Origin of the sequence: Pseudosulfitobacter sp. DSM 107133, assembly GCF_022788695.1 — a bacterium.
GTDB lineage: Bacteria > Pseudomonadota > Alphaproteobacteria > Rhodobacterales > Rhodobacteraceae > Pseudosulfitobacter.
Map to the genome: position 1 here is coordinate 1 of NZ_CP085163.1, position 17,449 is coordinate 17,449.

The 17,449-nt window shown below is 53.1% G+C and carries 21 protein-coding genes; 11 read left to right on the forward strand and 10 right to left on the reverse strand.

Annotation, left to right across the window (positions count from 1 at the left end):
* The gene (locus tag DSM107133_RS24745) at positions 1-1,203 is read left to right on the forward strand and encodes a replication initiator protein A (protein ID WP_114291914.1); all 1,203 of its coding nucleotides are present in this window, start codon (positions 1-3) and stop codon (positions 1,201-1,203) included.
* 444 nt (positions 1,204-1,647) lie between these two features.
* A complete protein-coding gene (locus tag DSM107133_RS24750) occupies positions 1,648-3,096 on the forward strand; it encodes a cell envelope integrity protein TolA (protein ID WP_243253656.1) in 1,449 nt (482 codons plus the stop codon).
* Here DSM107133_RS24750 and DSM107133_RS24755 read toward each other — a convergent pair.
* Positions 3,046-4,175 (reverse strand): IS3 family transposase gene (locus DSM107133_RS24755; RefSeq protein WP_243253657.1). Its coding sequence is split into 2 segments (ribosomal slippage): positions 3,046-3,932 and positions 3,932-4,175, totalling 1,131 coding nucleotides; the frame shifts between segments, so codons are not numbered across the junction. The two genes, DSM107133_RS24750 and DSM107133_RS24755, sit on opposite strands and share 51 nt — an antisense overlap.
* Here DSM107133_RS24755 and DSM107133_RS24760 point away from each other — a divergent pair.
* Both DSM107133_RS24760 and DSM107133_RS24765 read left to right on the forward strand, forming a co-directional pair.
* On the forward strand, positions 4,124-5,167 hold the full coding sequence (locus DSM107133_RS24760; protein ID WP_279294883.1) for a type IV secretory system conjugative DNA transfer family protein: 1,044 nt from the start codon (positions 4,124-4,126) through the stop codon (positions 5,165-5,167). The two genes, DSM107133_RS24755 and DSM107133_RS24760, sit on opposite strands and share 52 nt — an antisense overlap.
* A gap of 188 nt (positions 5,168-5,355) precedes the next feature.
* Positions 5,356-7,002, forward strand: coding sequence for a MobA/MobL family protein (locus DSM107133_RS24765; protein ID WP_243253659.1), 1,647 nt, complete (start codon positions 5,356-5,358; stop codon positions 7,000-7,002).
* Between the two features lie 28 nt (positions 7,003-7,030).
* Here the strand turns inward: DSM107133_RS24765 and DSM107133_RS24770 are convergent, their stop codons facing one another.
* From DSM107133_RS24770 to DSM107133_RS24780, 3 genes are all read right to left on the reverse strand, one after another.
* Positions 7,031-7,273, reverse strand: a complete 243-nt coding sequence (locus DSM107133_RS24770) for a hypothetical protein (RefSeq protein WP_114292802.1) — start codon at positions 7,271-7,273, stop codon at positions 7,031-7,033.
* A 487-nt stretch (positions 7,274-7,760) separates the two neighbouring features.
* Positions 7,761-8,120: a hypothetical protein gene (locus DSM107133_RS24775; protein ID WP_114292801.1), complete on the reverse strand. Its 360-nt coding sequence runs from the start codon at positions 8,118-8,120 to the stop codon at positions 7,761-7,763.
* On the reverse strand, positions 8,117-9,019 hold the full coding sequence (locus DSM107133_RS24780; RefSeq protein WP_205387786.1) for a phage integrase N-terminal domain-containing protein: 903 nt from the start codon (positions 9,017-9,019) through the stop codon (positions 8,117-8,119). The genes DSM107133_RS24775 and DSM107133_RS24780 overlap by 4 nt, the downstream gene beginning before the upstream one ends.
* A gap of 873 nt (positions 9,020-9,892) precedes the next feature.
* Here DSM107133_RS24780 and DSM107133_RS24785 point away from each other — a divergent pair.
* Positions 9,893-10,165, forward strand: coding sequence for a type II toxin-antitoxin system ParD family antitoxin (locus DSM107133_RS24785; protein WP_243253655.1), 273 nt, complete (start codon positions 9,893-9,895; stop codon positions 10,163-10,165).
* Positions 10,162-10,470, forward strand: a complete 309-nt coding sequence (locus DSM107133_RS24790; RefSeq protein WP_114292799.1) for a type II toxin-antitoxin system RelE/ParE family toxin — start codon at positions 10,162-10,164, stop codon at positions 10,468-10,470. Before DSM107133_RS24785 ends, DSM107133_RS24790 begins: the two co-directional genes overlap by 4 nt.
* A 655-nt stretch (positions 10,471-11,125) precedes the next feature.
* Here the strand turns inward: DSM107133_RS24790 and DSM107133_RS24795 are convergent.
* From DSM107133_RS24795 to DSM107133_RS24820, 6 genes are all read right to left on the reverse strand, one after another.
* Positions 11,126-11,422 (reverse strand): hypothetical protein, encoded by a 297-nt coding sequence (locus DSM107133_RS24795; RefSeq protein ID WP_114293541.1) that lies wholly within the window; start codon positions 11,420-11,422, stop codon positions 11,126-11,128.
* Positions 11,422-13,035: an IS66 family transposase gene (locus tag DSM107133_RS24800; protein WP_114293542.1), complete on the reverse strand. Its 1,614-nt coding sequence runs from the start codon at positions 13,033-13,035 to the stop codon at positions 11,422-11,424. Before DSM107133_RS24800 ends, DSM107133_RS24795 begins: the two co-directional genes overlap by 1 nt.
* A gap of 62 nt (positions 13,036-13,097) precedes the next feature.
* A complete protein-coding gene (gene tnpB / locus DSM107133_RS24805; RefSeq protein ID WP_108693086.1) occupies positions 13,098-13,445 on the reverse strand; it encodes an IS66 family insertion sequence element accessory protein TnpB in 348 nt (115 codons plus the stop codon).
* The gene (locus tag DSM107133_RS24810) at positions 13,442-13,822 is read right to left on the reverse strand and encodes a transposase (protein WP_114293543.1); all 381 of its coding nucleotides are present in this window, start codon (positions 13,820-13,822) and stop codon (positions 13,442-13,444) included. The genes tnpB and DSM107133_RS24810 overlap by 4 nt, the downstream gene beginning before the upstream one ends.
* Before the next feature lie 95 nt (positions 13,823-13,917).
* The gene (locus tag DSM107133_RS24815; RefSeq protein ID WP_114291921.1) at positions 13,918-14,595 is read right to left on the reverse strand and encodes an ImmA/IrrE family metallo-endopeptidase; all 678 of its coding nucleotides are present in this window, start codon (positions 14,593-14,595) and stop codon (positions 13,918-13,920) included.
* Positions 14,567-14,917 carry a helix-turn-helix transcriptional regulator gene (locus DSM107133_RS24820; protein ID WP_114291920.1) on the reverse strand — a complete coding sequence of 117 codons (351 nt, stop codon included), beginning with the start codon at positions 14,915-14,917 and terminating at the stop codon, positions 14,567-14,569. The genes DSM107133_RS24815 and DSM107133_RS24820 overlap by 29 nt, the downstream gene beginning before the upstream one ends.
* 155 nt (positions 14,918-15,072) lie before the next feature.
* Between DSM107133_RS24820 and DSM107133_RS24825 the strand changes: the two genes are divergently transcribed.
* The 5 genes from DSM107133_RS24825 to DSM107133_RS24845 all read left to right on the forward strand — a co-directional run bounded on the left by DSM107133_RS24825 (position 15,073) and on the right by DSM107133_RS24845 (position 17,376).
* Positions 15,073-15,294: a DUF2188 domain-containing protein gene (locus DSM107133_RS24825; RefSeq protein ID WP_114291919.1), complete on the forward strand. Its 222-nt coding sequence runs from the start codon at positions 15,073-15,075 to the stop codon at positions 15,292-15,294.
* A 3-nt stretch (positions 15,295-15,297) separates the two neighbouring features.
* Entirely contained in the window at positions 15,298-15,507 is a 210-nt protein-coding gene (locus DSM107133_RS24830) for a hypothetical protein (protein WP_114291918.1), read from the forward strand.
* A gap of 292 nt (positions 15,508-15,799) precedes the next feature.
* Complete coding sequence (locus tag DSM107133_RS24835) at positions 15,800-16,345, forward strand: recombinase family protein (protein WP_114291917.1); 546 nt, start codon at positions 15,800-15,802, stop codon at positions 16,343-16,345.
* Positions 16,346-16,472: 127 nt separating this feature from the next.
* Complete coding sequence (locus DSM107133_RS24840) at positions 16,473-17,135, forward strand: AAA family ATPase (RefSeq protein ID WP_114291916.1); 663 nt, start codon at positions 16,473-16,475, stop codon at positions 17,133-17,135.
* Positions 17,110-17,376 carry a hypothetical protein gene (locus DSM107133_RS24845; RefSeq protein WP_162791950.1) on the forward strand — a complete coding sequence of 89 codons (267 nt, stop codon included), beginning with the start codon at positions 17,110-17,112 and terminating at the stop codon, positions 17,374-17,376. Before DSM107133_RS24840 ends, DSM107133_RS24845 begins: the two co-directional genes overlap by 26 nt.
* Positions 17,377-17,449: the final 73 nt, after the last annotated feature.

Here is a 17,449-nt window from a genome sequence, read left to right on the forward strand (position 1 = left end):
ATGTCGATTACAACGGAGCAATGGAGAGAGATTTACAGCGAGCTAGCTATCGAGCTAGGCGAGCATACTTGCGCGTCGTGGATTGAACCCCTGACTTGTGCCGAGAGCATGCCCGCCAATGAATTGCATCTACAGGCTCCAACCTCATTTATTGCTGACTACGTTGAGAAGAACTACGGCAGAGCGATCATAGACGCTGCTGAAGCCGTGTTATCGATTTCTATTGAGCGGTTGGTTTTTACTGTTTCACCCGCCTCAGCCAAAAGCTCAGCACCTAGCAAGCATCTGCGCAACGTGCCCAAACATGATGCCCAGATTGATATGTTCGTGCCCAACTTGGTCGAGCTACCCATCAAAGACGATATCCATTTGATGGGAGTCTCACCGTTCGTGCTGCAACCACGTGGTGAGACACGCATGGAGCTAGTCTACAACAACGTCAGCGACGTTGATATCCGCATCGAGGCAAATGAGAAATACGGCCTACTCAGAGCAACGGACTACGATTTTGTTTTGTTCATGCAGAGTTGGCTAACCCATTTCGCCAACGAATACCGAGACCAAGTCCAAAGGTGGCAGAAGACGAAGCGTGGAGCGGAACCGCCAAAGCCGCCACGTCGATTTGCCCCAGATGTAAATGACATCCTGCGCTTTGCGCGGGTCTACGACAACGCGGGTAAGACACAGCGTGAACAGGTGGAAGGGATGTTCAATCGCTTGGCCAACAACCACGTGAAAATCTCACGTTCAGGCCGCAAACGGCGGCGTTGGGGTTCGTTCAGCTTTGTCGATGGATGGGAGGTCATCGAGGAAAACACCACAGGGAACATCCAGAAGGTACAGGTTGGCATTCCACAGTGGATCTATGAGGGTATTGTAGAAGCGCCAACGCCTACGATCCTCACATATTCCCGAGATTATTTCCTTTTAAAACAACCCGTTCTACGCTTCTTATACAGGTTGTGCCGAGTGTGCGATAAAAAACTGGACAACCAGAACAGCTACGACATTCCTTTGAGCGATGTTTACCACCGCAGTGGTTCTAGACGTGCTCAGAAGCGCTTCAACCAAGAGCTGCGAGAGTATGTCAGTGGGTTTGAGAATGGACATTTCTTTGATTGGACAGTCGCTATCGAAGGAGCAAGAGAACAAGCAACTCTAATCATCAAGCGTGTGCCATTACTGGTCGAAACGTCCTCGTAAAAAGGCGTATGGGGTACCCCAAAAAGGCACATGGGGTACCACGTCAGGCACATGGGGTACCATAGTCAGGCACATGGGGTACTATGGTCAGGCACATGGGGTACCACGTTTTTGGGTTAACCTCTTGTTTGCATTGATATTTCACTCTTTCCTATAAACTTAGAGCTTTAGCTTATCCTATCACTGTTTTTCATGAAGGCGTCAGGCACATGGGGTACCATACAAAATGGAGTGCGCCTTTGGCGCACGGCAATTATGAAGGGGGTCTCATTGCCGACCCCCTTAAACCCCCGCTAGGATACTTCAAGAACAATGAAGAGCTTTGAATTGAAAGGTCGCGAAAGCTGTGCCACAATTTATCCACGGTACAGGCGGGGACGCCGATGGCCGTGAACGATGAAGGGCAGGGGGCGACCCCTGCCTTTTTGCTAGAGGTTATTAGTTATGGATTTTAAAGATCATATTTTAAACAATCTACTCTGGCTCATTGGGGGCGGCATCGCGGCTCTGATAGGCATTACATCGGGATCAGGGTTTCTAGCCATAGTAGGTCTCTGCTGTATTGGGTATGGGTTTTTCCTTGCTAATAAGGCACATGAAAAAGAGCGAGCGAGCCAAAAACGAACCGATATAGCCAGAGCAAAAAAGGCGGCAGAAGAGCGCAAAAAGGCAGTTCAGATTGAATTAGACAATAAGACCAAAATCGAAGAAGAAGCAAAGGTCGCCGAAAAAATTTCTGCTGAAAAAGCTGAAGCCGCCTCTCTTTGGGACGCATTACAAACAGCGAAAGCAAGTCAGACGATGGATATGTCTGATGCTTCATATGATGAACTTCTGAAGGTCATTCATAGCATATGTATCAATGCTAGCAAATCTGAACTGCTCGATTCAGCCCTCTACGCCCCAGCGGGGATGAACAGGGAATTCATTGAAAAATTTGAGGATTTTAGGAAGTACCTTTTTCCTTACGATCGATCATCTGAAAGTGTTTGGGCACTTATCGAGCTTTGGTTATCTGATACTTATGGGCGCGACGCGAAAACAGTAGCTAGAGATCGCTTCAAAAGCGCTCTTACCGTTATCGTTAGTACATACAAGCAAGAACGCTTGATTCGAGCCAAAGTTGACCGCCAAATTACTGCAAACCTTATAACAACTGATCCCACAATTGTCGCTCTATGCTCCGCACTAGATGCTTTCGACCTCAGTTTTATGCTTTGCGGGCGTCAATCTGAGAACTTAAAGTACCACCTGCTTTGCGCGAACGCAGACTTTACCATTGAGTACCCAAGGGAGCCTGAAGGGCAACAAGAAGCCCGCGAACGGTATATGGATCACAGTGTGGTCAAGAACGTCGCACTGAAAGTTCAGCAAGATTTGGGCCAAACCTTCTACTCTAAAACGGTAGATGCCATTTCCGTGTTTGCTGATTTCATTCCTGATATTTTCGATCTGTTGAACGAGGCGTGGGCGGAAGAAGCGCTTAACACTCAGTTTAGCAGCAGGGAAGATTTTCACGCTTCAACGGGCCATCTGCTCGGGCGAGGTGACCAACGAGATGTGAATTATAACGGGGAAAAGTCTCTGATCACAATCGCAGGCCCAGGCAGCGGTAAAACTCAATGTCACGTATTGCCAAATCTCAACAGCTTTGAGGGCGCTGCTATCGTGCTCGACGTGAAGGGAGAGTGCTACGACAAATCTGCTTCTTGGCGGCGAGAGCATGTCGGTCCCGTGTTTGCTTTCGCACCCTCCAATCCTGACGCCTCGCAGAAATACAACCCTCTTCAGCTCATGTCAGAAGTGGACCTGTCGCGCTTTTGTGCCGCCCCAAGTGCTCGTTTAGGCCACTTTCTTCTCGAATGCGACAGGGCTTTTCCAGCCAAGTGCTGAGTGACGTCGTCGCGGATTGTAGAACCCGTTTATGTATTCGAAGATCGCCATCTTTGCTTTCCGCCGCGTCTCCCAAGGATGCCGCCAGATCAGTTCAGCTTTGATGGTTTTGAAGAACGTCTCAACGGCGGCGTTGTCGTAGCAATTGCCCTTGCCGCTCATCGATACCTTGAACCCGTGTTGACGCAGGATCTTCTGGTAGTCGTGTGAACAATATTGCGACCCGCGATCCGTGTGATGAATGCAGCCTTTGGGCGGCTGGCGGAACGCGATGGCCATCTTCAAAGCCCTGATAGCAAGGTCGCGTTTCATGCGATTGCTCACCGCCCAGCCGATCACACGGCGCGAATGCAGATCAAGAATGACAGCCAGATACAGCCAGCCCTCCCGGGTCCACACATAGCTGATATCGCCAGCCCATTTTTGGTTTGGCTGATCAGCGGTGAAGTCCCTATCCAGCAGATTGGGTGCAATGTTGAACTTATGATCGCTATCTGTCGTGACCTTGTGTTTACGTGTCCGAATAACAGATATGCCGTTCTGACGCATCAAGCGGCCAACGCAGCGATGACCGACATTCAGACCAATCTCTTTCAGCTCTTCGGTCATCCGTGGCCTGTCGTAGCTACCAAGGCTAAGGCGGGACTGTTCCTTGATATGTGCAAGTGTGACCAAGTCAGTCCGTTGCCTGCGACTGGCGGGACGGCCGCGAAAGGCCCTCAATCCACGCGAGCTGACCTGCATCACTTGGCACATACGCTGGATGGAAAACGTAGATTGGTGCTCTTCGATGAACTTGAACCTCACGGCTTTTGGCTCGCGAAGAACACCGTGGCCTTTTTTAAAATCTCCCGCTCCTCCTTGAGGATACGGTTCTCGCGCCGAAGCCGGTCATTCTCTTTCGCGAGTTCTAAATCCTCTTTCGACAGCACATCTATGCCTCGATGCGCCGTGATCCATTTGTTCAGCGTCGACATGCCAACGCCCAAATCATCTGCCACCTGCTTACGCGTAAGCCCGCTGGTCAGTGCGATCCGCACCGCATCCTGGCGGAATTCGTCCGTCCGTTTCAGTCCCATCGTCAATCTCCTTTGTTGCAGTAAATGCTATCAAAGGAGCGGCATCAAACCGCGACAGGTCCAAAGACCCTGACGAACTGTGGGAAGATGCTAAGTTTCTGGCTGCTCTGTTGATCGTGACAAAGAGTAAAACAGATGCGACTTGGGAAGACCAAGGGCGAGAGCTTTTGACGCTCTTTTTGGCTTGTGTTGGGGGGCTGGCACTAGAGCAGCGTAGCATGACACAAGTGCTCGATTTAATGGCGGGGATTAACCTTGATGAGACCTTTGAAGACATTTTACAGGAAGACGCTGATTATCCATCGACTATGCGCCGTACAGCCAAGAAATATGCCGATATAAGAGCCGCCAGTGAGAAGCAGTGGGCTGGTATTACTTCAGCGGCCAATCAACACCTTGCAGTCTGGGAGGGCAGCAAGGTTGAGAAAGTTACGGCGGCGAGTGACTGGACGCCGATGGATTTTCGCAAGTCACCAGCGCCAACCCTCTATCTTCAGGTGCCACCAAACGCGATTGACACTTATGCGCCCTTGCTGCGTGTCATCATTGCGCAGCACGTCAATGAACTGATGCGTGAGGAACCAAATGCAGATGCACCGCCCATCCTGTTCATGCTCGATGAGATGCCCCAGCTTGGGATGATGGAGCCGATCAAGAAGGCGCTCACAGTCGGTCGCAGCTACAAAATCCAACTTTGGATGTTCGCGCAAAATTTGGGGCAGCTTCAGGAAGTCTATGGCAAAGAGACAGCGGCCACGATGGTCGAGTCCTGCGGCGTCGAGATGTACATGAACCCACGCCAAGAGACCGCGGATCGCTTGTCTAAAGCGCTTGGAACCCGTGAGGATGTCTTATCGGGAAAAACTGTGCCCGTGGTGACACCGCAGGCTCTGACGGGGCCAGAGTGGAAGGATGATATTCTGGTCTTCGCTACGGGTGAAAAGCCGTTGCGTCTGAAGAAGGCGTTTTTCCACGAAATGCAGTCAGAGTAGATCGGCTGGGGAACATCCCCAGACCCCTGTGACCTTTTCAAGGTCAAGGATACGACAACCGAGGCTTTGAATATCAGGCTGTAGATGGTGCTGATAGTTGCATTTTTGCGAGCTTGCTGGTTTGGTTGTCGTATCTTTAGTGCGCACTTATGGGTTTGATGCCAAACCCGTGCTGACGCGAGGAAGCGATGGCAATTTACAGCCTTAATCATAAGGCGATTGGCAAGGCGACGCAGGATAGGCCTTACACGGCTGCGGCTCACGTGCGCTACATCACGCGCAGTGATGCTTGCCGTACCGTGTTGGGTGAGCGCATCCCACTCGATCCTAAAAACGCTCAAGGCTGGTTTCGCTCCGAAGAGCGCGCCGATCGCAAGAATGCGCGCGTGTGCGACAAGGTCATGATTGCTTTGCCGCGAGAGCTGGACGCCGACCAGCGCGAAGCTCTCGTATCAGATTTTGCATCACGAGTGACAAAGGGACAGGCCCCGTGGATGGCAGCTATTCACGATAAGGGCAAAGACCGCAAAAACCCGCATTGTCATTTGGTCATGCGTGACCGCGATGAGAGCGGCAGACGCTGTCTGCATATGTCAGCAGGCAAAGCGGAACGTGCTCTTTTGAAAGAGCGCGGTATAGATGCCATGACGACCGACCGAATGCGCGACATTTGGGAGAAGGCGGCAAATGATCATCTTGAGCGGTCTGGTCATGTAGAGCGGATTGACCGCCGCACATTGGAAGCTCAGGGCATTGATAGATCAGCGACAGTTCATGAGGGCGTCAAAGTTCGTCAGATGGCCGCTAGGGGTGCAAGGCCGTCTAGCAAGGTGGTCGAGCTGGCCAATGCGCCTACAGCGCGCTCAGATCGACGCTCAGTGGATTTTTGCGCCATCGATGGAGGGACTACGCGCCAAGAGTTCAACGAGGCTGTTAAGCAGCGCTCAGGAGGGCGGCTGAAAAAAGAGCAAAATTTTCTTGCCGAAAAGGTCAATATGATTGACCATTCTGTCAATGGACCCAAAAACACAAAAGGAACTATTAGCGAAAATTCAGGCCGAACTGGAAGAGGCGGAAGCCGAAGTGAAGGTTTGGGAAGAGCATATGCAAGCACACCTGAAAGTGCTGGAAAAGAAATCCGAGCGCGTCAATCAGGAGGGCTTCGAAGCCCCTCTAGCAGGGACAACGAACCACAATCTGATAGAGGGTTCACGCCGTCTGCGGGATTTGGAGCTTCAGCGCATCGAGAAAATCAAAGCTATTCGCCAGACAATTCTAGACGGAACCTTTTAGGTTCAACCCAACCTGTTGAGGGAGACTCTATGACCGATCAAGAACGATTGGATGCTTTGTTGCGTCGTGCCGAAACTGAGCAAGAGAAGCTAGACCTTCTCAAGTGGCAGCATCGAGAAGTTCAGAAAGCCCGCTTAGCCAATGCGCGAGAAAACGAAGCAGGCAAACAGATTGACGAAGAAACCCAAAAGGCTGCTGAGAAGCATCAGGTCGATGTTGAGAAAAGATTGGCTGCAACTGCTAAAGGGAAAGACTATCTACACGGTAAAGAGGCGCAGTCGGTGCTAAAAGAGCTTCACCGTGAGGACAGCGAACAGCGGCAGAAAGACAAAGATGCAGAGCGGTTGGCAGAACTGGACAAGAAGGCCGAAAAATCACCACGCGCCGCAGAGGTTGCACGGGAAGAAGTCCAGCCAAAAGAGGGTAAGAACAAGGCCCGCGAGACCATGTCATTCCTGCTAAAGCCCTCGAAGGGAAAAGACCTACGGCCCAAGCCCCGTGACAAAGATAAAGAACGGGATCGAGGTTGGGAGCCAGAATGAAGTCGGGGGCCACACGGCCCCCTGTTCGTTAGTATTTTTCAACATTCTTCCACCCATATTTAGGGCCGAAGAAATGCTGCGTGATTTCTTCGAAGCGATACCGTGCACGGCGATCACCGTGTACAGCCGAGTGGATTACGCGGAAGGGCAAACGTATGTTGCGCCGCTCGCAAGCCACTACAGCTTTGTAGAGCGGTACGAATATAGCAAAGCGAGCTGTAGCTGCCACGAGATCACGTAAGTCCTCGAAGGTGTGTTTGAAATTTTGCATGGGAAAAGCTCCTGATGAATCTGACGATGTTGTCAGAAGCTTTTGGGGACGACCGCTAACCTTCCCTGACCCCCTTCATTGTTCTTGAAATATCCTCGGGGGTCTGGGGGCAGACAGCCCCCAGAATTTTAGCCAGACCATTACCTACGATGTAACCGCAGACCGTTGCGGGCAGACGTAGAAATTGTTGTCAGGTATTTTGAAAAAGTGAATGATATCAGAGACTTGTCTGCGTGCATTGTGGAAACGCCAGAGGACAGAATAACATTTGCCGCAATAACTGAACGTGTTTCGCTAAATACAATGCGAAGGTCATTGAGGAGATCAAAAGTGGCGGAAGAACCAGAAAAGTTTGTCTTGAGGTTGCTGGGAGTCGTCGAAGCTGAGGCAACAGGTCGAAGAACCATCAACCGACTGCTCAGTTTAGTATTCCTAATTGTGTGCGCCGTTGTTGCGATTGCGTACGCAGCGCTATGATAAAGCGCTCTTACGCTGTCTCGACCTGTGGCCCGCTGTGAATTTTGACCTTCGCCCACGATATGCGCAGCTCTTGAAACTGGACGAATGCGCCCGTTTCTTGACCGTTGGATTTTTCACGCAAAGACGTGTCTACCCACTCCACATTGAAGTTTGAGAGCTTAAGCTGATTGACAAGCTGCTTTGCGGCCTTTGTTTCCTTCAGGTTGGCCGCGAGGGTCTGGCTGACGCGAATGTACCCCCTGCCCTGCGTGGCAGCGTTCACGATAGCTTCCTTGATATCCTCATAGGCAAAAACGGTTTTGGCGTATTTTTCGCGGTATGCGTTCGTGAGTTCGAGCACGGCCACCACGTCGGGGATTTTGTTCATCCAAGATATGCTTTCGTTACATCTAGGCGGCTGTGGCCAAGTTCTTCCGCAATGGTGAGCCGTGCATCACGGTCAGCCTGCTTGTCGGCGGCACTGAGGCGCTTTGTGGCCTCTCCCCCGTCTTTGGGGCAGCGCAGCCCTGTAAGCGCTTTGTAGCGCCATTGAGCGTAGTTATGGCGCAGGCCGTGCAAGTTGGTCATGCCGGCCTTGAGCGTCTGATATTCAAACGCCTTGCGGTGCTCGATGTAGGTCTTTTCATCTGGAATGAGACTAGCATCGCCTACAGTGTCGCGGACTTCGTTCAGAAGGGCGCGGTGGCGGTCGGTCAGAACAGGAATTTCCCGATAGCGACCACCCTTTGTCCAGCTCGGTTTGAGGGCGATTTTATCGCCCTTGTCGGCAAGCCGAGGCTGGAATTTTAACGCCTCCTCGATGCGAAGCCCGAAGGCAGCAGCCATCCGAACAGCAAGCTGCATTCGGGCACATGGGAGCTTTGCGACCTTATCGAGATTGAGGCGTTGTCCTTTGTTTACGTCCGACGTGCTACGGCGCTCGATGCCGTAGGCATCATTGGTGCGGTGCACGACCGAGGCTTTGTTGATGGATTTTGCCCACCATCGCAGCGTTGACATGCGGTTTTTCAAAACGCCTGTGCTGATGCCCTGCTTTTGCCAATCGCGCACAAGGCGCTCTATGTGCTTGGGCTTCAGGCTCTTGGCTGAAGGCAGGCGGAAACCGCTATTCTTCAAATCCTGCGCCATAGCTTGCGCCATGCGGGCGCGGTCTGCTTGTGTTTGGCGTGACCCAGTGCGGTCGCTCTTGGTCAGCCTCTTTAAATCAAATGCCAAAGCGTCCATGGCATAAGTCTTTCCTTGGTTTATCTTGGTTGCCGTTTTCATGGTGAGTGAAAATGGCCTGCTGAGATGCCGTAGCATGGTCAGCCCGCACCGAAGCGCGGAAGCAGCCGAAGTACTTGGTAAATTACTCTGTTCGTTCGCTTACTTGGTTCTCCTACAGTTTGTGTTGCGGCCATGCGGCCGTGTCGGTTTCAGCCGTCATTGGCAGGCAATGCAATTCCTTTCTGTGTGCCTCTCGCGGGCGCCGCCCGCTGTGCCTGTTGGCCTGTTTCGGGTCGGGGGTGGTTGTGGCGGTCGTCCGCCATAGTCGTCATGGTTCATAGGACAGTCCTTTCATGTGTAAATGGGATGATGCGCTTTAACGGGGCATAATGTTGCGCGCGGGACGCCAACTGCACGATGCCCATCATCGCCGTCGGTCGTCACGCGCCAGTCACTTATGAAGCCGTGTCCAAGATTGGCGGCTGACATGGGGTAACCGTCGCCGTCACGTCCGAATATGAAATTCGCCCGTGACGGCTCTGCCGCAGAATGGCCGATGGCCATGGGGGAGACCCCCACGGGGCGATGCCCCTCCCCCAAGCGCTACGCGCTCACAGCACTCAAAGTGCTGCGTGAAGTGCTAAGGGGCGCTGCCCCTCGCGCAGCCAATGGGTGAAGGCGCAAGCGCCCGTCAGTCAGATTATTTTCCCCTGCCCTGCGGGCATTCCTCGCGAGGCAAAATAATCAGTCTGCCGCCCTTGGCTTTGCTACCCCTGCACTCGCCGTGTGGCAGGGTTCCAAATACTTGGAACCTGCATTGATTGAGGTGTGACCGATCCCGAGGGTGCTTCCATTTGGATATGTCAGAAAAAAGGTAGGAACTATTCGCACCTTGTGTCATAATGTTCAATGAAACAAGGAAAGATGCCTACCATGGCGAATACGAAAAAGAGCTTTGTTGTTGGTGACCGCTTTGATGCGTTCATCGCGCAGCAGGTAGAAGAAGGCCGCTTCAACAACTCAAGTGAGGTTGTGCGGGCTGGCCTGAGAATGCTTGAAGACCATGAACACCGCCTCGCCTCGATGCGGGCGCATGTCCAAGCATCTCTGAACGACCCACGGCCACGGGTGCCAATGGATGAAGGATTTGATCGTCTCGAAGCCAAATACACGGCGCTTGCGCAAGGCACTGCTGTCGCCGAATGAAGCAAGTCCCTGTGTATCTGTCAGCGCAGGCAGAAGAAGACCTAGAGGGCATTGCAGATTTCATCTTTGAACGGAGCGGAGAGCCACTCATTGCGCTTGGGTTTGTCCAGCGCATACGCGCACGCTGTCATAAGATTGGCCTTGCACCCGCAGGTGGAGCGCCCCGCCCCGACTTTGGTGAAAATATCCGCCTTGTGCCGTTCGAGAAATCCGCCGTCATTTTGTACAGGTATGAGGAAAACGAGGTGGAGATTGTGGCGGTGTTCTACGGTGGTCAGGACTATGCGGCGGCTATGACTAAATAGGCAACGAAGAGCGATGCTTGAAACAACGGCCTATGCTGTTGTTACAAGCGCTACATACAAGGGCTTATACGCCTTAATTCTGGTGGGATGACCCATAGCAGAGAGAGCCTGAGGGAGGGAAAGAGGCATAGGACGACCAGCCCTAGCAGGTTGCTAAGGTCGGCCCCTGTGCCTCTCTGATCCATAGCGTCGGTCGCCGTCGGTCAGTCAGAGGCCCGTTGGTCTCAAAGGAGAAAAGCCAAACGGTCGATCACAACTTGCGAAAGCTTTCCCTAGCCTCCGGCGACCCCGCTTTGATCTTTCGGACTGCGGTTGGGATATGGTCGCGCCCATTGGTATCCCGATAAATCCTGTCGCCAATGTCTGTAAACCACCCGACAGGTTAATGAGAACATAATGGCAACAAGCATCGCTGTCTAGACCCAATTACTCCTGTCAATCATCGATGGCGGTAGAGTACAGGAGTGTCCCATTCCTCTTCGGTTTCTTCGATCTCTGCTGTCAGCAGTGTCATACGAAACCCATTCTGCTGGGCAAGTGTTTGCTCGAACAAGCAGACCCCGGCAGCATTTCTCAACCAAGTGCAAGGATCGACTTCAATACAATCTGAGATTTCGCCAATTCCGGCATTAGAAAGAACGTAACCGCCCCATTGCTACCGCAGTGATTTAGCTTTGATGCGTGTCACCAGATCGGTGTCATCCACGAAGTTATCAAGGAACTCATGCCATGTTTTGTTGGTGATGCGAGCGGCGCGGATCATTTCCTTCAACTCTTCGATCCCGTCATCGGTCAGTGCGGTGATTGTTTCGTCGGGTCCGACGTAGATGCTGACGATGTTTCCATAGGTCAGGTTGTCGTCGTTGTAGATGATCGCTTCAAGAAGTTCGGCATCCTCACCCAACATTCTGGCGACGTAATCGATAGTGCAAACATGGGTCACCGCAGCCATCAGGCGGCCTTTGATTGTGCAGTTGCCAGCGGCACCCAATTCCACGGCAGCAGTTCATCCAGCCGGTTGATCTTGTGATCGTGGATACGGTCGAAGATGTCAGCCAGATAGGCCAGCGGGTCAAGGCCGTTGAGCTTGGCCGTTTCGATGATGGTCATAGCGCGGGCCAAGGTTTCCGCACCGGTATCTGCCCCTGCAAATAACCAATTCTTACGTCCAATTCCAATCGGTCGCAGGGCACGTTCAGCAGGGTTGTTGTCGATGGCCACACGTCCATCGGTCAGAAATAGGCTGAAGGCCTCCTGTCGACTGAGGCCGTAGCGGAAGGCTTTGGCCAGGTCGCTTTTACCCGGGATGCGCAGAAGCTGTTGTTCGGACCAGACAAAGAAGGCCTCGACTTGTGGGCGGCTGAGCTTTTGACGCGTCGCATAACGGACGTCAGCGGGCTGACCGTTGATGTCTCGTTCAATATCGTAGAACTTGCCGATCCGGTCGAGTGCCTCGCGGGCGATCTCGGACTTGGTCGAGGCCCAAAAATCGTGGAAGTCTCGGCGCAGGTGAGCCCAACAGGCCGCCTCGCGTAAACGCCGCGTGCCATCGGGGTCAGGCTCATAGAGCTTGGCATAACCCTTGTAGCCGTCAGCCTGAAGGATGCCGCGGGCGTTGGCCAGATGGCCGAGAACATGCTCTTCCTTCCAGTCTGGCGCAAAGCGATAGACAGCACCCGGTGGCGATGCCCCCGCCCAAGGGCGTTGATCGCGCACATAGGCCCAGATCCGGCCTTGTTTAACCCCTTTGCCAAGCCCCTTGTCGCGCAAAGAGCGATCCAGCACCCGGATGGGTGTGTCGTCCGCATGCAGCAGGTCGCTGGCCATGATGTCAGCCTCGATCCGCTCGATCAGCGGCGACAGGGTTTTCATGGCGCGGCCACACCAGCCTACCAGCGTGCTTTCGGGAATGTCTGCCCCCATTCGCGCGAAGATCTCGTGTTGGCGATATAACGGAAGGTGGTCGTCAAACTTCGAGACCAGCACATGTGCGAGCAGGTTCGGCCCTGCCATGCTGCCCGGGATCGGACGGCTGGGGGCCGGTTCCTGCACCATCCGCTCACAACGGCGACAGGATTTCTTGATCCGGGCGATCTGGATCACCTTCATCTGGGCGGCGATCATGTCCAGCAATTCGCTGACATCCTCGCCTACCACGCGCAGGTCGCCGCCGCAGTCAGGGCAGCAGGTGCCGGGGTCCAGTTCACGACGCTCGCGCGGGGTCGTATCCGAAACCCGTGGTCGGCGGCGCAAAGCGGGCGCATCAGCAGTGTCTGGTGACGGTTCATCCTGCCCTTCGTCGATGGGGGCTTCATCGCCTTCAGCCACCGCGACCAATAAATCTTCCAGCGCCAGTTCCAACTGTTCGATCTCGCGCTCGATCTTTTCCGAGGATTTGCCAAAGGCCAGTTTCTGCAACTTGGCGATCCGCAGGCGAAGCGCCTGAACCAGCTGGTCATGAACCCGCAACGTAGCCGATATCTTGGCATTCTCCGCTTGCAAAGCCGCGATCATCGCCTTCAACACAGCGGGGTCATCGGGGAGGTTTTCGGCGTGTTTCGACATGCGCCTGACTACCAAAAGTCAGGTTAAAACGCCATATAAATAACGTGAATCCTAGCGCACAATCACCCCACGCGCGCCGGCGGAGCACCCCAATCGGGACGCCGCCAGTCGATCCCTTCCCACAACATCGCAAGCTGCGCCGAGGTCAGCCGCATCGCCCCATCCTGGGCATTTGGCCAAGGGAAACGGCCTCGTTCGAGCACCTTGTAATAGAGGCAAAACCCTTGCCCATCCCAGAACAGAAGCTTGATCCGGTCACCCCGACGGCCTCGAAACGCAAACACCGCCCCACTGGTAGGCTTTTGTCGCAACACGTCCTGGGTCAGCGCCGCCAGCCCTGCGATCCCCTTGCGCATATCCGTGACACCGCAGGCCAGATACACACGCACACCGGTGCCCGGGCCGATCATGCCCCTTCCACCGCGCGGATCAGGCCCGACAGCGCAGCCGGATCGACCGTGCTTTCAAAATGCAAACTGCGCCCGCCACGCAGGCGCAATTCAACAGCAACTGGAGGCGGCAGTTCAGCGACCGGTGCCTGCGCCACCGGCACCCCTGCAGTCACGGGCATGTCCAACGGCAAGAAAAGCGCCCCGGCATCGGGCGACCACAAGCCTTTTTTCTTCAGTTCATGTCGCCACGCGTAAATCTGTTGTCGCTTAATCTCATGGCGCTGCGCAACCTGCGTCACGCTCGCCCCGGCAATCCCAACCGACCCGACAATCTCAAGCTTGTCGTCGTCATGCCAAAAGCGTCGCCGCTCCGCCCCAAGAATTTCGCCACGCATTCCAGACCCCGCATAAGAGACGTCGCTAATGACGTCTTTAACGACGTCTCTTAGATCATCGCCCCAGCCTCAGGCAGGCGGTGCCAATGGCGCGGTTACGAAAGAACCGATACGCTATCTTTTGGGACGGGTAGGCCTCTCGAACATGACAGGCTTGGGAAATGCTCGTTTGAACGAGCGTAGCGCATGACGCCATCCTTGGAGAAAACGATAGCTGCTGCCTCATCAATGCGTGGGATGTATCGTCTTGCGGCTGATTCTCGACTGACTTCATGCCGTCTTGCGAGTTCCAAAATATGCGAGATATCTGCACCGCCCTTTTGGCGCATAAAATCGGCTATGGCCCTAGCTGGCATTAGAAGTTCGGCAGCAAACTCGTTCGCCTGTTGTTCCATACGTGCGTGTTTGTCATTCGGCTTAGCTTGCTCAATCGCCAAATCTTTCGCCTTACAGTAAAATCCTTCTTCACTGTTACCTCGGTGGAATGGGTGCACATAATGCCCTATCTCATGGGCAATAGTGTACCGTTTGCGAGTTTCGTGGCGGTTATCGTTGATTAGTATTGCGCCCTCGGATTTGTCTGGAGGTACAATCAATGCACCCTCCAACCCGCTCAGCCGCTCTTCTCGGATTTCGTAGATATCGATGGCTTTCGCAATTTCCCTGACTGGAATTTTTAGGGTTTGCGGTGGTAGTTGACCTATAATCGATTGGGCAAGTTTCTTTGGATCACTTCCGGCATCATCAATTTCCATCCGATCTATTTTTATCATCAGCTTCTCTTCTACGTGCCCGCAATGATTGGATCATGTCATCGACAATCGCCCGCTCATTATCTTCCAAGTCCCCAACTTGCCGAAACATTCGTGCCAATTCGTCTTCTTGCGAATTTTCAAAGTCTTCACCGATTAGGTGTCGGATGGACACTTTAAAATAGTTGGACATCTTTGTCAGCAACTCTAGGGATGGGTTGTCAGTGCGATTTTTTTCCAGCTCCCAAACATGAGTTTTGGACACGCCCAAGGCGTCAGCGACTTCTTGTAAAGACTTTTTTTTCTTCACCCTCAATTCGTTCAGACGAACAGCTAGCGACATAATTTCCTCCCTGAATCAAAGCGGCGCAGTCATTAGTCGAATGCGCCGTAAGATGCAATGATACTATTTCATAACAGTGAATTTGACAAGCTTGCCGTCAGATGGTATGATACGATATCGGTCATCATGGTGATGCCGAACCAATGGAGACAGCAATGTCAAAGAACCAATATGTCGTTCGAAACGGCGAAAAATGGGGCGTTCGTGGCGAAGGTAACGAACGTCTGACACGTAGCTTCGACACTCAACGTGAAGCTATCACCCACGGGCGCGATATCGCCCGCAATCAAGGCTCTGAGCTACGCATCCAAGGCCAGAACGGCCAGTTCCGTGAAGCTTGGAGCTACGGCAACGACCCTTACCCCCCGAAAGGCTGAACAATGCTCAAGATGAAATACAAAGGCAGAACGTTTTCAAATGGCCGTTCCCTTGCGAACGCCATGACACGAGACATGAACAGCGAGATTGAACGCAAGATGAGGCAGGCCGCTTCGTCTTCTGGTGTTCGTCTCCGGAAAACCCATAAGGGGTTTGAAATCGAAGGTGATGCAAACAGTATGGCGCGGTTCAACAACCGCATCGGTCGTTGATCGCCGAGATATCCTCCCTCGTTCCAAGACTTTAGGCGCGCCTCGATGTATCGAGCGCGCCTTTTTTAATGATACTTGGTGCTATGAACTGAGATTGATTTCAGTTTGGAGCGTATATCATGGATCATCGATCTGATAGTTGGTGCCAATGAAATCAGCAGTATAGATCGGCGCGCAATTCCGGTGCGGATCAACGGTCAAGCATGCACAAGTCACACCTTTTGCAACACCCCCCTGCCCTATTTAATTTCAAGCACTTGGCTGTCGCATAAGTCTGTTGCAAAATAAGGGCATGAAAATTGGATATGCCCGCGTCAGTACTCAAGAGCAAAACATCGACCGACAAGTTGCCGCCCTTGAGGCCGAAGGGTGCGAGCTGATTTACAGTGAGAAGGTCAGCGGCAAGAACATGACCGCACGACCAGAGCTGAAGAAGGCCATTACCGCCCTGAATCCCGATGATGTGTTTGTCGTGGCCGAATGGGACAGAGCCACACGGTCATTCACGGATGGGGTTCAACTCATGGCTGACATTGGCGACCGTGAAGCGATGCTTCAGGTGCTAGACCGCCCCCTATTCGATCTGACAACCCCAATGGGCAAAGCTATGCTTGGCGTCTTATCTGCCATTGCGCAAGATGAGCGTGAGAGACGCTTGAAGCAGGCAGAAGAAGGACGCGCGCACGCTAAACGCCGAGGTCAACATATGGGGCGGAAGCCATCGCTTACAGCGTATCAACAAGCCGAAGTGCTACGGATGAAAACGAAGGGCAAAAGCGTGCGTGAGATTGCGGCCATGTTCAATGTCAGCGCCAGTACAATATCCCGCATTAGATAGCACCACAGAGCTATAGGGGTATACCCCTGTGATGCTATAGGGCTACACCCCTACAGGGGTTTGCCCCTATAGCTCTTTACCCCTACAGGGGTTTGGGGCAGGATGTAAAAAACAAAGAGACGAGCAGATGAAAACGATAGCCTTAGTTACGCAAAAAGGCGGTGCAGGTAAAACCACGCTTGCCGCTTCACTTGCCGTTGCGGCTCAGGACGCAGGTGAAACCGTCGCCATACTCGACCTTGATCCCCAAGGGTCTTTAGCGATGTGGGCTGAACGTAGAGAAGCGGAGCATCCCGCTTGTGATGTGGTGGATGAAGGGAAAGCCCACCGCCTTCCCGACTTCCTACCACAGCTTGAAGCGCAAGGTTTTACGCTTACCATTCTGGATACCGCTGGAATCGATGGTACTGCGACACATGCCGCTATGGCAGCATCGGACATGTGCCTAATACCGACGCGACCCACGGCAATAGATATTCGAGCAGTGAAAGCTACTTTTGAAGCGGCTGTACGACTGAAGAAGGATTTTGCTTTCATTCTCAACAACTGCCCGACCCAGCCTAACAATCCACGTGCACATGAAGCTGCCACAGCTTTAAAGCTGTGGGGCGTTTTGGCGCTGCCACTGATAGTGCAGCGCGTGGCCTACGGTGACGCTTTTGCTGAAAGCTTGGGCGTCACAGAGTACGAATCTGAAGGCAAGGCCGCAGAAGAGATGCGCAGCCTTTGGAGTTGGATCAACAGCAAAATGAAAGGTGAGAAACATGGGAAGAAAACCCTTATTGGATAGTCTCGACATGGAGATGGGGCAGGGCGACTCTGCTGAAAAGGTGGTGCCTATCAAGGCCGCCGCAACATCTGACAAGCCCATCAAAACGAGCTTATACCTACCGCCCAAGGCACTCAAAAGGATGAAGGAATTGGCTTTAGCGCAGGACTGCAAAGTGCATGACTTGGTCATTCAAGGTGTAGACCATGTGCTTACTTCCAAAGGGTTCCCAACAGTCGCGGAGCACACACGCAAAGAATAGGGGTACACCCCTATAGGGCTACAGGGCTACACCCCTGCAGGGGTAACAAAAACACTAGAAAGACCGCCTCAAT